Origin of the sequence: Cellulomonas sp. NS3 (assembly GCF_024757985.1) — a bacterium.
Classification (GTDB): domain Bacteria; phylum Actinomycetota; class Actinomycetes; order Actinomycetales; family Cellulomonadaceae; genus Cellulomonas_A.
The window spans coordinates 3,176,654-3,190,561 of the sequence record NZ_CP103289.1 but is presented as its reverse complement, the minus strand read 5'-3'; the positions used below and the strand labels follow the sequence as shown (position 1 = coordinate 3,190,561).

General features: G+C 77.0%; 15 protein-coding genes. 11 read left to right on the top strand and 4 right to left on the bottom strand.

What is annotated here, in order from left to right:
- Nucleotides 1-36: 36 nt before the first annotated feature.
- The gene (locus NXY84_RS14575) at nucleotides 37-1,185 is read left to right on the top strand and encodes a D-alanine--D-alanine ligase family protein (RefSeq protein ID WP_258723789.1); all 1,149 of its coding nucleotides are present in this window, start codon (nucleotides 37-39) and stop codon (nucleotides 1,183-1,185) included.
- Nucleotides 1,186-1,240: 55 nt separating this feature from the next.
- On the opposite strand, the gene NXY84_RS14570 is transcribed toward NXY84_RS14575, so the two are convergent.
- Nucleotides 1,241-1,771, bottom strand: coding sequence for a GNAT family N-acetyltransferase (locus NXY84_RS14570; RefSeq protein WP_258723788.1), 531 nt, complete (start codon nucleotides 1,769-1,771; stop codon nucleotides 1,241-1,243).
- 76 nt (nucleotides 1,772-1,847) lie between these two features.
- On the bottom strand, nucleotides 1,848-2,441 hold the full coding sequence (locus tag NXY84_RS14565) for a DUF3515 domain-containing protein (protein WP_258723787.1): 594 nt from the start codon (nucleotides 2,439-2,441) through the stop codon (nucleotides 1,848-1,850).
- A gap of 80 nt (nucleotides 2,442-2,521) precedes the next feature.
- Between NXY84_RS14565 and NXY84_RS14560 the strand changes: the two genes are divergently transcribed.
- Entirely contained in the window at nucleotides 2,522-3,508 is a 987-nt protein-coding gene (locus NXY84_RS14560) for a thiamine-phosphate kinase (RefSeq protein ID WP_258723786.1), read from the top strand.
- Between the two features lie 159 nt (nucleotides 3,509-3,667).
- Here NXY84_RS14560 and NXY84_RS14555 read toward each other — a convergent pair whose 3' ends face one another.
- Nucleotides 3,668-4,204 carry a GNAT family N-acetyltransferase gene (locus NXY84_RS14555; RefSeq protein ID WP_258723785.1) on the bottom strand — a complete coding sequence of 179 codons (537 nt, stop codon included), beginning with the start codon at nucleotides 4,202-4,204 and terminating at the stop codon, nucleotides 3,668-3,670.
- Between the two features lie 107 nt (nucleotides 4,205-4,311).
- Nucleotides 4,312-4,503: a 50S ribosomal protein L28 gene (gene rpmB, locus NXY84_RS14550; protein WP_034632165.1), complete on the bottom strand. Its 192-nt coding sequence runs from the start codon at nucleotides 4,501-4,503 to the stop codon at nucleotides 4,312-4,314.
- 337 nt (nucleotides 4,504-4,840) lie between these two features.
- On the opposite strand from rpmB, the gene NXY84_RS14545 reads away from it, so the two are divergent.
- The 9 genes from NXY84_RS14545 to rpmF all read left to right on the top strand — a co-directional run bounded on the left by NXY84_RS14545 (nucleotide 4,841) and on the right by rpmF (nucleotide 13,895).
- On the top strand, nucleotides 4,841-6,553 hold the full coding sequence (locus NXY84_RS14545; protein ID WP_258723784.1) for a DAK2 domain-containing protein: 1,713 nt from the start codon (nucleotides 4,841-4,843) through the stop codon (nucleotides 6,551-6,553).
- Between the two features lie 106 nt (nucleotides 6,554-6,659).
- Nucleotides 6,660-8,936 carry an ATP-dependent DNA helicase RecG gene (locus tag NXY84_RS14540; RefSeq protein ID WP_258723783.1) on the top strand — a complete coding sequence of 759 codons (2,277 nt, stop codon included), beginning with the start codon at nucleotides 6,660-6,662 and terminating at the stop codon, nucleotides 8,934-8,936.
- Between the two features lie 58 nt (nucleotides 8,937-8,994).
- Nucleotides 8,995-9,687 (top strand): ABC transporter ATP-binding protein, encoded by a 693-nt coding sequence (locus tag NXY84_RS14535; protein WP_258723782.1) that lies wholly within the window; start codon nucleotides 8,995-8,997, stop codon nucleotides 9,685-9,687.
- A complete protein-coding gene (locus NXY84_RS14530; protein ID WP_258723781.1) occupies nucleotides 9,684-11,294 on the top strand; it encodes a DUF6297 family protein in 1,611 nt (536 codons plus the stop codon). The genes NXY84_RS14535 and NXY84_RS14530 overlap by 4 nt, the downstream gene beginning before the upstream one ends.
- Nucleotides 11,291-11,890 (top strand): 16S rRNA (guanine(966)-N(2))-methyltransferase RsmD, encoded by a 600-nt coding sequence (gene rsmD, locus NXY84_RS14525; protein WP_258723780.1) that lies wholly within the window; start codon nucleotides 11,291-11,293, stop codon nucleotides 11,888-11,890. Before NXY84_RS14530 ends, rsmD begins: the two co-directional genes overlap by 4 nt.
- A gap of 90 nt (nucleotides 11,891-11,980) precedes the next feature.
- Nucleotides 11,981-12,484 (top strand): pantetheine-phosphate adenylyltransferase, encoded by a 504-nt coding sequence (gene coaD / locus NXY84_RS14520; protein WP_258723779.1) that lies wholly within the window; start codon nucleotides 11,981-11,983, stop codon nucleotides 12,482-12,484.
- Entirely contained in the window at nucleotides 12,481-12,996 is a 516-nt protein-coding gene (locus NXY84_RS14515) for a hypothetical protein (RefSeq protein WP_258723778.1), read from the top strand. Before coaD ends, NXY84_RS14515 begins: the two co-directional genes overlap by 4 nt.
- Before the next feature lie 102 nt (nucleotides 12,997-13,098).
- Nucleotides 13,099-13,695, top strand: a complete 597-nt coding sequence (locus tag NXY84_RS14510; RefSeq protein ID WP_258723777.1) for a YceD family protein — start codon at nucleotides 13,099-13,101, stop codon at nucleotides 13,693-13,695.
- 2 nt (nucleotides 13,696-13,697) lie between these two features.
- Nucleotides 13,698-13,895, top strand: coding sequence for a 50S ribosomal protein L32 (rpmF, locus tag NXY84_RS14505; protein ID WP_258723776.1), 198 nt, complete (start codon nucleotides 13,698-13,700; stop codon nucleotides 13,893-13,895).
- Nucleotides 13,896-13,908: the final 13 nt, after the last annotated feature.

Sequence of the window (13,908 nt, the reverse complement as noted above, 5' to 3'; positions counted from 1 at the left end):
TCCGGTGCCGGTCGTGGGCCGGTAGGGTCGGGCGCGATGGAGACGACCCCGCCCCCGCTCGACGTCCCTGCGACCGGTCCGCGCCCGCGTGTGCTGCTGCTGTTCGGCGGCCGCTCCGGGGAGCACGCGATCAGCTGCGCGACCGCCGGCGGCGTGCTCCGCGCGATCGACCGCAGCCGCTACGACGTGCTGCCCGTCGGCATCACGCCCGGCGGCCGGTGGGTGCTCGTCGAGGACGACCCGGACCTCTGGTCGATCGTCGACGGCCGGCTCCCCGAGGTCGTGGACGGGCCGCAGCGCGTGCTGCTGCCGCAGGCCGCCGACGAGGACGCGGTGCGGGTGCTCGAGGCCGGGCTCGTCCCGCAGGACATCGGCCGGGTCGACGTCGTTCTCCCGCTGCTGCACGGCCCGTTCGGCGAGGACGGCACGCTGCAGGGCATGCTCGAGCTCGCGGACGTGCGCTACGTCGGCGCCGGGGTGCTCGCGTCGGCCGTCGGCATGGACAAGCACGTCATGAAGCTCGTGCTCGCGGGCCAGGGGCTGCCCGTCGCGCCGTTCGTGGTGCTCCGGCCCGGCGACTTCGCGCGGGACCCCGAGGGGTGGACGGAGCAGGTCCGGGGCCTCGGGCTGCCGGTGTACGTCAAGCCCGCACGGGCCGGGTCGAGCCTCGGCATCTCCCGGGTCGACGACCTCGCGGACCTGCCCGCCGCCGTCGCGGAGGCCGAGCGCCACGACCCCAAGGTGCTCGTCGAGACCGGCATCGCCGGCCGCGAGATCGAGTGCGCGGTGCTCGGCGGCCGCCACGGCGCGCGCGCCCGGGCGTCCCTGCCCGGCGAGATCGTGGTGAGCGACGCCAAGAACGGCTTCTACGACTTCGAGGCCAAGTACCTCGACGAGAGCGCGGTCGAGCTGACGTGCCCCGCCGACCTGCCCGGCGACCTCGTCGAGCAGGTCCAGGACGTCGCCGTCCGCACGTTCGAGGCCGTGAGCTGCGAGGGTCTCGCGCGCGTCGACGTGTTCGTGACCCCGGACGGCGAGGTCGTCGTCAACGAGATCAACACCATGCCGGGGTTCACGCCGTTCTCCATGTACCCCCGCATGTGGGAGGCCACCGGGCTCACGTACCCGGACCTGATCGACGAGCTGCTCCGGCTCGCGCTCGAGCGGCCCACCGGGCTGCGCTGAGGCCCGGGACCGCGCGGTCGACCACCCGGCGCGTCGGGAGCGCGCCCGGGATCCCTCAGGACGCGTGCACGCCCTCCGGCGGGGCCGACGCGGGAGTCGCGTGCTCGGGCGCACCGGGCTCGGCGACCAGGCGCGTCATGAACGTGCTGTGCGGGCTGGGCAGGTAGTCGGCGAACGGCCCGCACTCGACGAAGCCCGCGCGCGCGTACAGCGCCCGGGCGGGGGCGAAGCCGGGCTGCGACCCCGTCTCGAGGCTCACCCGCTCGAGGTGCCGCTCGCGGGCGAGGGTCAGCAGGTGGTCCAACAGCGCCCGACCGACCCCGCGTCCCCGGGCCTCCTCCGCCGTGTGCATCGACTTGACCTCGGCGTGCGACGCGTCGAGCTGCTTGAGCGCCGCGACCCCCAGCAGGGTGCCCGCCGAGCGCAGGCTGACGAACGAGACGGACGGGTCGACGAGCCCGTCGACGTCGAGCGCGTGCACGTCCTCCGGCGGGCTCTGCGCGTTCATGAGCGCCAGGTGGCGCTCCAGGAGCTGCCGCACATCGGCGGCGCGGGGGTCGTCCGGGGCGATGACGCTCGTCTGCACGGCGCACACCGTACCCGCCGGTGCGTGGTCGACGGCGCCCGTCCCCCGGGGTCGAGCAGGTCGCCGTGCCGGCCCGTCAGCCCGTCAGCCCGAGACACGTGCGCTCGGGCTCCAGCAGGTCGACGGCCGGACCGAGCTGGTCGAGGAAGGACGTCGAGCGGGCCGTGACGACCTCCGCCGGGACGACGACCTCGATCGCCGGCTCACGACCGTACGTCGTGAAGGTCCAGTCCGTCGCGCCCCCCGCGGGACCCGAGCCGGCCGTGTCGTCCGCTGCGGCACCCCGGTCCGGGCCGCCGTCCTCCTCCGCGGGCACGGCGAGCCAGTCGACGCTCGGGCCGCTCGGCGTCTCGACCGTGACGCACCGGTCGGTCGTCGGTCCCGGCGGCTCGACGCCGCAGCGCAGCACGATCGGCGTCGTCGCGGCGCCCCACGCGGTGCTGGCCTGGCTCGACGTCGCGAGCCGGGGGAGCCCGCCGAGCTCGTCCGGCAGCGCGAGCACGACGCGCGCGCACGCGGGGTCGTGGCCGTGCGGCGCCTCCGCGACCGAGACGGTGGGTGCGCAGCCGGCGAGGAGCACGACGAGCGAGACCGCCGCGAGCCCCGAGCCGCGCCGCACGGCCCGGTGACGGGGGCCGGGAGGGAGCGGTGACAGGGGTCGGCGCGGCACGACCACACGCTAACCCGCCCGCGCCGCACCGTCCGACGCGGTGGGCCGGGCGCCGGGCGGGCCGGGATAGCGTGCTGGTCGTGAGCGCCCCCGACGAGCCGACCGTGGCCGACCTGTCCGAGGACGAGCTGCTCGCCCGGATCTTCCCGCACCTGCCGCGCGGCTCGCGGACGCTCGTGCCGCCGGGTGACGACGCGGCCGTCGTGCACGCGCCGGACGGTCGGGTCGTGGTGTCGACGGACGTGCTCGTCGAGGGCCGGCACTTCCGGCGGGACTGGTCGAGCGGGGAGGACGTCGGGCACCGGGCGGCCGCGCAGAACCTCGCGGACGTCGCGGCGATGGGCGCCGTGCCGACCGCGCTCGTCGTCGCGCTCGTCGCGCCGGGCGACCTGCCGGCGTCCTGGGTGACCGGGCTCGCGCGCGGGCTCGGTCAGGCGTGCGCGCCGCTCGACGTCGGTGTCGTCGGCGGGGACCTGTCCGGCGGACCCGCTGTGGTGGTCGCCGTGACCGTGCACGGCGACCTCGCGGGGCGTGCGCCCGTCCTGCGCTCCGGGGCCCGCCCGGGGGACGTCGTCGCGCACGCGGGGGTGCAGGGCCGCTCGGCCGCCGGGCTGGCGCTCCTGCTTGCGGGCCACGCCGACGCCGACGCCGGGCTCGTCCACGCGTACCGGCGGCCCGAGCCGCCCCTGCCTGCCGGTCCCGCGGCGGCGGACGCCGGCGCGACCGCGATGCTCGACGTGTCCGACGGGCTGCTGCGCGACGCGGGCCGGATCGCTCGGGCGAGCGGCGTCGTGCTCGACCTCGACGAGCCGGCGAGCGCGTTCGCGGGCGACCTGGAGCGGCTCGCGGAGGCGGCGGCGCTGCTCGGCGCCGACCCGCGGGAGTGGGTGCTCGCCGGCGGCGAGGACCACGGGCTCCTGGCCACGTTCCCGCCGGGCACGGCGCTGCCTCCGCCGTTCCGCGCGGTCGGGCGGGTGGCCGCCGTGGGGACCGGGACCGCCGGGGTGCTCGTGGAGGGCCGTGAGCCGGACGTGCGGACGTCCGGGTGGGACCACTTCGCGCGGTGAGCGCACCCCGTCGGGCTCGGCACCGCCGTGTCGCGCGCGGGGCAGCGAGGCGCAGCTGCACGACCCGGTCCCGACGGGTTCCCGGCGCACCCGGCCGCGCGAGCTCGCCGTGACCGAGCCATGCCGCGGCTCGGCTGCGTGCCCCCGACGGCGGTGGGCTCAGTGGGCGGCGCCGGGACGCCGGTAGCGCACCTGCAGGAGCTCGATGCCGCCGACCGTCTCGTAGCGCTCGGTACCGTCGGCCTGGAAGCCGTTGCGGCGGTAGAAGTGCCGGGCGCGCTCGTTGGCGGACGCGACCCACAGCGTGATCGCGGCACGCCGGTCCACCTCGCCCACGACCGTGCGCATGAGGTCACGGGCGACGCCCTGCCCCCAGCGCTGCGGGTCGAGGTACACGGCGTAGATCTCGAGGTCCAGGCGCCCGGCGTCCTCGTCCCGGCTCGGGCCGAGCGTCAGGAAGCCCACGACCTCCGGACCGGCCTGCGCCAGCCACGTGCGCACGTGCTGCTGCGGACCCTCGCGCAGGTCCTCCTCCCAGCGGCGGGCGCGCGCCTCGAGGTCGAGCGACTCGAGGTAGTCCGCGGGCAGGATCCCGACGTACGCCTCCTGCCACGACCTCACGTGCACGCGGGCGATGGCCTCCGCGTCCGCGGCGTCGGCGACACGGACGGTGACTTCCTCGATCTGCTGCACCATGGGCTCACGATGCCACACCGCGCGGGCAGCACGAAGGCCCACGAGATGACGACCTCGTGGGCCTTCGGTAACGGCCGAGCGGCCGTCAGGCATCCGGGGAGCGGCGGTCAGACCGCGCGCTGCACCTTGCCGGCCTTGAGGCACGACGTGCAGACGTTGAGGCGCTTGGGGGCACCCGCCACGACGGCGCGGACACGCTGGATGTTCGGGTTCCAACGGCGCTTGGTGCGCACGTGGGAGTGCGAGACGCTGTGCCCGAAGCTCGGGCGCTTGGCGCAGACGTCGCAGGTGGCAGCCACGGTCTTCTCCTGGTTCGGTCGAGCACGCCGCTCTCGCGGCGAAGTCTGGGTCGGATGGTGCGCTCCGCACCGTCCGTGAGGACGCCGCGGGACCGTGCGGGGACGGACCTGCACCACCTGCGCCCGGCGGCGGACCTGCCGGGCAACCTGGAAAGACTAGCCCATGCCCGAGCCACGACCCAAATGTCGGCGGGATGGGGCATCGTGTGGGCACGCGTCGCGCGGCGACGGCCCCACGGGCGTGCACGTGCGGAGACGGCGGCCCGCGCACGCGCTCGTCCGCGGGCCGACGCACGGGGACGAGAGACGCACGTCGACGAGAACGGAGCACGGGCGGTTGGAGCGGCTCGACGGGACGGCGCTGCGCGCGTGGGCTGCCGCCGCGACCACGGCACTCGCTGCCGCGCGCGCACGGGTCGACGCCGTCAACGTCTTCCCCGTGGCGGACTCCGACACGGGGACCAACGTCTACCTCACGGTCGCGGGGGGCTCCGAGGCGGTGGCGCAGGACCCGCAGGCGCGCGGGAGTCGCGACGAGGCTCCGGACGGCGGCCGGACGCTCGCGGGTGACGGTCCACGTGCTCCCGACGACGCGTCCGACGCCGCTGACCGCGCCGGAACCGGGCCGCTCGAGCCCGGGGCCGACGCGGTCGCGCGCCGCTTCGCGCACGGGGCGCTGCTGGCGGCGCGCGGCAACTCGGGCGTCATCGTGAGCCAGTACCTCGCCGGTCTGGCCCGGTCCCTCCCGGCGTCTGCCGGGCCGGATGACCTCGCGCGCGCGCTCACCTCGGCCGCGGACGCGGCGCGCGACGCGGTCGCCGAGCCCCAGGAGGGCACCGTCCTGACGCTCGCCGAGGTCGTCGCGCGGTCGGCGACCGCAGCGGCGGACCGCGGCGGCGACCTCCCCGACGTGCTCGCGACCGCGCTCGGCGACGGGCACGCCGCGCTCGGGCGGATCAGCGCCGAGCACCCGGTGCTGCGCGCCGCGCACGTGGTGGACGCGGGCGCGTGCGCGCTGCTCGTGCTGCTCGGCGCGCTCGGCCGGGTCGTCGCGGGGGAGGGCGACGCGGCCCCCGACCTCGGCTGGCTCCCGGCGGCGGGCGCGCACGGCCGGGACGACGAGAGCGTGCCCGACGGCGGGACGGGCACGCACGGGCTGGGCGACGGCGGCGGCGCGTACGAGGTCATGCTCCTCGTGCGGGCGTCGGGCGAGGGCGACCCACCGCCCGCCGGGGCGGAGCCCGTCACCGGCACCGCGCCCGACCTCGCGCCCGAGCTCCGCGCGCGGATGCAGGCGCTCGGTGACTCCGTCGCGGTCGTCGGCGGCGAGGGGCTGTGGCACGTCCACGTGCACACCGACGACCCCGGGGCCGCCGTGGTCGGCGCCGCGCTCGGGTCGCGGGCCCAGGTCGTCGTGCGGCTGCTCGTGGACCGCGCCGTGACGGGGCTCCCGACGGGCCTGGGCGTCGTGGCGTGCACGGGCTCGGTCGACCTCGCCGGCCCGCTCGCGTCGCTCGGCGCCGTGACGCTCGTGCGCTGCGACGGCGCGGCCGTGAGCGAGCGGCACCTCGTGCGCGCCGTGACGGACACGGGCTCCTCGCACGTCGTCGTGCTCCCGGGTGACGAGGCGACGGCCGCGCTCGCGCACCGGTGCGCCGAGACGCTCGCGGCGGCCGGGCTCCGGCTCGACGTCCTGCCCGCGCTCGACGAGCTGCGCGTGACGGTCGGGGCGCTCGCGCTCGCGGGCTCGGACCCCGGCGCCGGTGCGGACGCGCGCCTGGCGGCGTGCCTGCGGAGCCTGCAAGGCCTGCGCACGTCCGAGGTCCGCGACCCCGCTCCCGGGTCGGCGCTCGCGGCGGTCGACGCGCTGCTCGCGGGGCACGCCGGCGCCGCCGGGGCGGAGACGCTCACGCTGCTGACCGGGTGCGACGTGACGCCGTCGGCTCGGGCCGAGCTCGAGGAGCACCTCGCCGAGCGTCACCCGGAGCTCACGGTGCTGGGGGCGGGCCCCGCGGACGGGGTGCCGTCGTACTGGATGGGGGTCGAGTGAACGAGCGGGCACGGGCAGGGGCGCGCGCCAGGGCGAGGCGCCGCACCGGGTGGACGGGGCGGGGCGTCGCGGACGCCGCCGACGTCGTGCTGCGGGGAGGTGGCCGGTGAGCGTGCCCGACGACGCGGTCGTGCGCCCCGCGCCCCGGCTCGAGGAGCCGCTGGCCCGGGTCCTGGGCGAGCGCAGCGCCGCGCCGCTCGCGAAGCTCGGGCTGCGCACGAGCGGCGACCTGCTGCGGCACTACCCGCGCCGGTACTCCGAGCCGGGGGCGTTCACGGACCTCGCGCACCTCGTCGTCGGCGAGCACGTGACCGTGATGGCGGAGGTCCGCCAGGCGACGGTCCGCGAGATGCGCTCGCGCGGCGGCGCGATGCTGCAGGCGGTCGTGACCGACGGGAGCCACCAGCTCCACCTGACCTTCTTCGCGAAGCGGCGCGGCGCGCTGCGGCTGCACGAGACACGCCTCGTCGCCGGGCGGACCGGGCTGTTCACCGGCGTCGTCTCCGACTACCGCGGCCAGCGCCAGCTCACGCACCCGGACTACCAGCTCATCGGCGTCGACGCGGACGACGAGGCGAGCGCGTTCCTCGAGGCGTCGCGCCCGATCCCGATCTACCCCGCGTCCGCCGCGGCCCCGACGTGGCGGATCCAGCGCTGCGTGCGGACCGTGCTCGACCCCCTGACCGAGGCGGACCTGCCGGACCCGCTGCCCGACGACGTCCGCGCCCGGCACGGGCTCGTGGGCCTGCGCCAGGCGCTCCTCGACGTGCACGAGCCCTACACCGACGAGCACTGGCAGCGCGGCCGCGACCGGCTCCGGTACGAGGAGGCGTTCGTGCTGCAGGCCGAGCTCGCGCGGCGCCGGTCCCGCGCGGTCGGCGCGGTCGCGACCGCCCGCCCGCGGGTCGACGGCGGCCTGCTCGACCTGTTCGACGCCCAGCTGCCGTTCACGCTCACCGCGGGTCAGCGCGCGGTCGGCGAGGAGCTCGAGCGCGAGCTCACGGCGGCGCACCCGATGCAGCGGCTCCTGCAGGGCGAGGTCGGCTCGGGCAAGACCGTCGTCGCGCTGCGGGCGATGCTCCAGGTCGTCGACGCGGGCGGTCAGGCGGCCCTGCTGGCCCCGACCGAGGTGCTCGCCGCGCAGCACGCACGGACCCTGCGGGCGCTGCTCGGCCCGCTCGGCGAGGGCGGCTTCCTCGGTGGCGCCGAGCAGAGCACCCGCGTCGCACTGCTCACGGGGTCGCAGGGCGCGACGGCGCGCCGCGAGAACCTGCTCGACGCCGCGAGCGGGCGGGCCGGCATCGTCGTCGGCACCCACGCGCTGCTCTCGGAGACGGTGCAGTTCGCGGACCTCGGGCTCGTGGTGGTCGACGAGCAGCACCGGTTCGGCGTCGAGCAGCGCGACACGCTCCGGGCGAAGGCCGCGCAGACCCCGCACCTGCTCGTGATGACCGCGACGCCCATCCCGCGCACGGTCGCGATGACGGTGTTCGGCGACCTCGAGACGTCGGTGCTCACCGAGGTCCCGGCCGGGCGCAGCGGCATCACGACGCACGTCGTCCCCGCGGAGAACGCCGCGTGGGTCGAGCGGACGTGGCGGCGCGTGCGCGAGGAGGTCGAGCGCGGCGGGCGCGCGTACGTCGTGTGCCCGCGCATCGACCCCGACGAGGGCAAGGGCGGCGCACGGCGCGACGAGGGCGACGGCGCCGACCTGCTGGCTGCGGACGAGCTCGACCTCGAGGGGCCCGCGGAGGCCCCCGCCCGGCGGCCGCTGCAGGCCGTGCTCCAGGTGGCGGAGGAGCTGCGCGCGCTCCCGGCGCTCGCGGGCGTCGGCGTCGCCGAGCTGCACGGCCGCATGGCCCCCGACGACAAGGAGCGGGCGCTCGCGGACTTCGCGTCCGGCCGCGTGCCGGTGCTCGTCTCGACCACGGTGATCGAGGTCGGGGTCGACGTGCCCGAGGCCACGGTCATGGTCGTGCTCGACGCCGACCGGTTCGGCCTGTCCCAGCTGCACCAGCTGCGCGGACGTGTCGGCCGCGGCAGCGCGCCCGGGCTCTGCCTGCTCGTCGCCGACGCACCCGAGGGCACCCCCGCGGCGACCCGGCTCGCGACGCTCGCCGCCACGGGCGACGGCTTCGCGCTCGCGGCCGTCGACCTCGAGCTGCGGCGCGAGGGCGACGTGCTGGGCGCGGCGCAGTCCGGCGCGGCGAGCTCGCTGCGGCTGCTGCGGGTCGCGCGCGACGGCGAGGTCATCGAGCAGGCGCGGACCGACGCGCGCGAGGTCGTCGACGCCGACCCCGAGCTCGAGGGCCACCCGGCGCTGCGGGCCGCGATCGACCGGCAGCTCGCGGGCGAGCGCGAGGAGTTCCTCGACCGGGCGTGAGCCGTCGAGCGGCTGGTGCGGGCGGGGGCCGCCGGGGTGCACTGCGTAGTCTGTCGCCGTGTCGACCGCGCCCGTGATCCGTGCCCAGGACCTGCTCGTCGGCTACGGCGGCGAACCGGTGTGCGCGCCCGTGACGTTCACGCTCGAGCCGGGCTCGGTGCTCGGGCTCGTCGGCCCGAACGGCTCCGGCAAGTCGACGATCCTGCGCGCGGTGCTCGGGCTGCTCGACCCGGCGGGCGGCATGCTGCAGGTGTTCGGGGCCGAGGTCGACGAGCGCGAGGTCGCGTACCGGACGCGGGTGTCGAGCGTGCTCGACGACGACGCGTACTTCCCGGCGCTCACCGTCGCCGAGCACCTGTACCTCACGGCCCGCGGCCACGGCGTGCGCGGCGCCCAGGAGGTCGTCGACGGGATCCTCGAGGAGTTCGGGCTCGCGGCGCACGCGGCGTCGCTGCCCGCGGCGCTCTCGTCGGGCCAGCGCCGGCGCCTCCTGCTCGCCGCGGGCTTCGTCCGCCCGCGCGCCCTGCTCGTGCTCGACGAGCCCGAGCAGCGGCTCGACCGCCGCATGCAGGACGCGCTCGCGCAGCGCCTGCGCGACGAGCGGGCCGCCGGCGGAGCGGTGCTGCTCGCGACGCACGATCCCGGGCTCCTGCGCGCCGTGGCCGACGCCGCCGTGCTGGTGGGCGACGACGAGTCGCCGGTGCTGAGCGCCGACGAGGCCGCGGACGTCATCGCGCAGGCGCCCCGGTGAGCGGCGCGACCGAGGTCGGCCGCTTCGAGGTCGGCGAGCTCCCGCGCGGCCGCTCGATCCGCCGGTTCACGTCCGCGACCACGAACCAGCGTGCGGGCGCCGGGATCGGGGAGCTGCTGGGCGACGTCTACTACGCGGCGATCATGGCCGCGATCGGCATCGGCATCGCCCTGGGGGTCACGGGCACGCTGCGGGAGGCGCTGCCCGAGGCGGGGAGCGCGTCGGGCCCCACCGTGTGGTCGCTGCCGGGGCTCAGCCTGTCCGCGCTCGTCGTCGCGGTCGTCGTCGGGCTCGCCGGTGTGGTGCTCTCGCTGTCCGGGCGGCTCGGGCCGGTGAGCGCGGGCGGTCCGGAGGCGACGTGGTGGCTCCCGCTGCCCGTCGAGCGGCGCGGGCTGCTGCGGCCCGCCGTGGCGCGCGTCCCCGCCGGTGCCGCGCTCGTGACCGGCGTCGTGGTGGGGGTGCTCGACGCGGGCGTGCTCGCCGCCCCGGGGGGACGGGTCCTCTCGACGGTGCTCGCGGCCGCGCTCGGCGCGGCCGTCGTGGTGCTCGGGGCGTCGCTGGCGCAGACCCTCGACGTCTCGCGCCGGGCCACCTCCGTCGCCGGCGACCTCGTGCTCGCCGGTGCGGTGGTCCTCGCGGTGGCGAGCGGGGTTGCGGGGTGGCGTCCCGCCGGGCTGCCCGCGGTCTCGCCGCTCACGCTCGTCGGGCTCGTGGCCGTCGCCGGCGCGCTCGTCGTCGCGGTGGACCGCCGCCTCGAGCGGATCCCGTCGCGCTCGCTGCGCGCGGGCGGCGCCGTCGCGAGCCAGGCCGTCGGCGCGGTCGTCTCGCTCGACACGCGCGAGCTCGGACGGGTGCTCACCGACGCGTCGCTGCCCCGCCGCCGGCGCGCGTCCCGGCTGCGGCTCGTGCGCGGCCCGTCCTCGGCGCTCGTCGTGGCGGACGCGCTCGTCGTGCTGCGCTCGCCGCGCCGGCTCGTGCTGCTCCTCGCGACCGCCCTGGTCCCCGCGCTCGTCGGCACGGCCCCCGAGCTGGCGGGTCCCGTCGGGTTCGCGATCGCGCTCGTCGTCGGCGGCTTCGTCGCGACGACCACAGCGGCGGAGGGGGCGCGGCGGGCGGAGATGGCGCCCGTGCTCGACCGGCTGCTGCCCCTCGGGGCGCGCGACGTGCGGCTCCTGCGCATGGTCGTGCCCGCGGTCGCGATGGCCGCGTGGTCGCTCGTCGCGTTCGGCGTCGTGGGGCTGTGGCACCAGGACGTGCCCGGCTGGCTGGCGCTCGGCGTCGCCGCGGTGCCGGTGTGGGCGGGCGCGGCGGTCCGGGCGGCGTACCGGCCCGCGCCCGACTGGTCGGCCCCGCTGATCGCGACCCCCATGGGCGCGATCCCGACCGGCGTCACCTCGGTGCTCGCGCGCGGTCCCGACGTGCTCGTGCTGGGCCTGGTCCCGGTGCTGGTGAGCGTGTTCCTCGGGCGCGTGCACCCGGAGGTGGTCGTGGTCCAGACGGCCCTGAGCCTCGTGGTCGTGGCCGTCGCCACGAGCACCCGGACGCTCGCGGAGCGGCTGGGCCTGTCCGGCGACACCCCGCCGGCGCCGGCCGGGGGTGCGCGGTGACGCGGGTCGTCGCGGGGACGGTCGGCGGCCGCAGCCTCGAGGTCCCGCCCAAGGGCACCCGCCCGACCAGCGAGCGCGTGCGCGAGGCGCTCTTCTCCCGCCTCGGGCACCTGGGCGTGCTCGACGGCGCGCGCGTGCTCGACCTCTACGCGGGCTCGGGCGCGCTCGGCATCGAGGCGGTGAGCAGGGGAGCGGTGCACGCGACGCTCGTCGAGCACGCGCGGGTCGCGGCGGACGTGTGCCGCCGCAACGCCCGGGCGCTCGGGCTCACCGACCGGGTCGCGGTCGTCGCCGAGCGGGCCGAGCGGTTCGTCGGTCGCGCCGCCGTCGCACCGTGGGACCTCGTGCTCGTCGACCCGCCCTACGACGTGTCCGACGAGGACCTCGCCCAGGTCCTCCTCGGCGTGACCGGCTCGCTCGACCCGGACGCCGTGGTGGTCGTCGAGCGCGCGGCACGGAGCACCGAGCCGACCTGGCCCGCGGGCCTCGAGCGCTTCGACGTGCGCGCGTACGGCGACACGCGCGTGTGGTTCGCCGAGCCGGCGCACCCGGGCGCGGACGGCGGCGCGGGCGACCCGGCGGCTCCGGGTGACTGAGGCGCTGTCCGGCTGACGGCGCGGACCGCGGCGCACCCGGCTGAGCAGCGGGTCCGCGCACCCGGCAGGGCCCTCGCGTAGGTTGGCCGCGTGACCACAGCCGTCTGTCCCGGGTCGTTCGACCCGATCACCCTCGGCCACCTCGACGTCGTGCGCCGCGCGCGCGCGATGTTCGACGAGGTCGTCGTCGGTGTCGCGAGCAACTCCTCGAAGTCGGCGCTGCTGGGCGTCGAGGACCGGGTGCGGCTGGCCCGCGAGGCGGTCGCCGACCTCGGCGGCGTGCGCGTCGAGCCGGTCGTCGGCCTGCTCGCCGACTTCGTGCGGGCGCAGGGAGCGGTCGCGGTGGTCAAGGGCCTGCGCGGCGGCGCCGACTTCGACGCCGAGCTGCCGATGGCGCTGATGAACCGGCACCTGTCGGGCGTCGAGACGGTGTTCGTCGTCGGCGACCCCGCGCTCGCGCACATCGCGTCGTCGCTCGTGAAGGACGTCGCGCGGTTCGGCGGCGCGGTCGAGGACCTCGTGCCCCCGGCCGTGGCCCAGGCGGTACGGGAGGCGCTGGGCGTGCGCCCGGCGCCGGGGAGGAGCACCGGATGAGCATGTACGACGACCGTGACGCGGAGGCGCAGGACCGGATGCAGCCCGAGGGGCTGACGGGCATCCTCGACGCGCTCGCGTCGGCGATCTCGGCCGCCCGCGCGATGCCGATGTCGTCCTCGGTGCTCGTGAACCGCGCGGAGCTGCTCGACCTCGTCGAGCAGGCGCGCGACGTCCTGCCCTCGCAGCTCACGCGCGCCGACGAGGTGCTCGCCGACGCGGACCAGGCGCGCGCTGAGGCGCAGGCGGACGCGGACGCGCTGCTGGCGCGGGCCCGGGAGCGCGCGGCGCAGCTCGTGGACGCCGAGGAGGTCGTCGCGCAGGCACGCGCCCGGGCCGCCGAGATCGTGCGCGAGGCGGAGCAGACCGCCGAGATGCTCAGCCGCGACGCCGACGACTACTGCGACCGGCGCCTCGCCGACTTCGAGATCGACCTCGGCCGGGTGCTGAGCCAGGTGCAGGCCGGCCGCGCGAAGCTCGCGGGCAGGCTCTCGGGCTCCGAGGACGACTGAGCCGACCGAGGGCGACGGACGCGCCGACGGTTTGGGCGAGCGCCGCCCGTACCGTACTATTGTCCGTTGGTCCTGCCGGTCATGGCGTGACCGAGACACCTCATGACGGGAACCTGGACCGTGCAGCGCGCGACACACCTCGATCCCCGCTCGCCGTTCGTGCTCGACACCCACGAGCTCGGCCGACGTCCGGGATCGATGCGGACCGTGCAGCGGACCGTCCCGGCGCCCGAGGACCTCGGTACCGACGTGATCGGCATCCTCGCCGGGAGCGACCTCGAGCTGGATCTGCGGCTCGAGGCGGTCATGGAGGGGGTCCTGGTCTCCGGATCCGTCCGCGGCCGGGCGGTCGGGGAGTGCGTGCGCTGCCTGGAGGAGGTCGTCGAGGACGTCGACGTCACCTTCCAGGAGCTCTACGTCTACCCCGAGCGTGCCGCCGTCGCGGTCGAGGACGGCGACGACGACGAGGACGTGCGTGAGCTCGAGGGCGACCTGGTCGACCTCGAGCCTGCGCTGCGCGACACGGTGGTCCCTGTGCTGCCGTTCCAACCGCTGTGCGGGCCCGACTGCCCAGGACTGTGCTCCGAGTGCGGAGCACGCCTGGCGGACGACCCGGACCACACGCATGAGATCCTTGACCCTCGGTGGGCCGCGCTCGGTGGCCTGACGAGCACGCAAGACGACACGAAAGAGAGCTAGCCGTGGCTGTTCCGAAGCGCAAGATGTCGCGCAGCAACACCCGTGCGCGTCGGTCGCAGTGGAAGACCACTGCCACCGCGCTCGCCACCTGCCCGCAGTGCAAGGCGCAGACGCGCCCGCACACGGCGTGCCCGTCCTGCGGTGCGTACAACAACCGCCGCTACGTCGAGGCCATCCGTAGCGAGCACGAGGTCGGCTGACGCCGACGTCGCC

Bases quoted from the DNA above. Each gene is read 5' to 3' on its own strand.
- NXY84_RS14555 (WP_258723785.1), bottom strand. From the start codon at position 4,204: ATGGTGCAGCAGATCGAGGAAGTCACCGTCCGTGTCGCCGACGCCGCG.
- NXY84_RS14510 (WP_258723777.1), top strand. From the start codon at position 13,099: ATGACGGGAACCTGGACCGTGCAGCGCGCGACACACCTCGATCCCCGC.
- NXY84_RS14575 (WP_258723789.1), top strand. From the start codon at position 37: ATGGAGACGACCCCGCCCCCGCTCGACGTCCCTGCGACCGGTCCGCGC.
- NXY84_RS14515 (WP_258723778.1), top strand. From the start codon at position 12,481: ATGAGCATGTACGACGACCGTGACGCGGAGGCGCAGGACCGGATGCAG.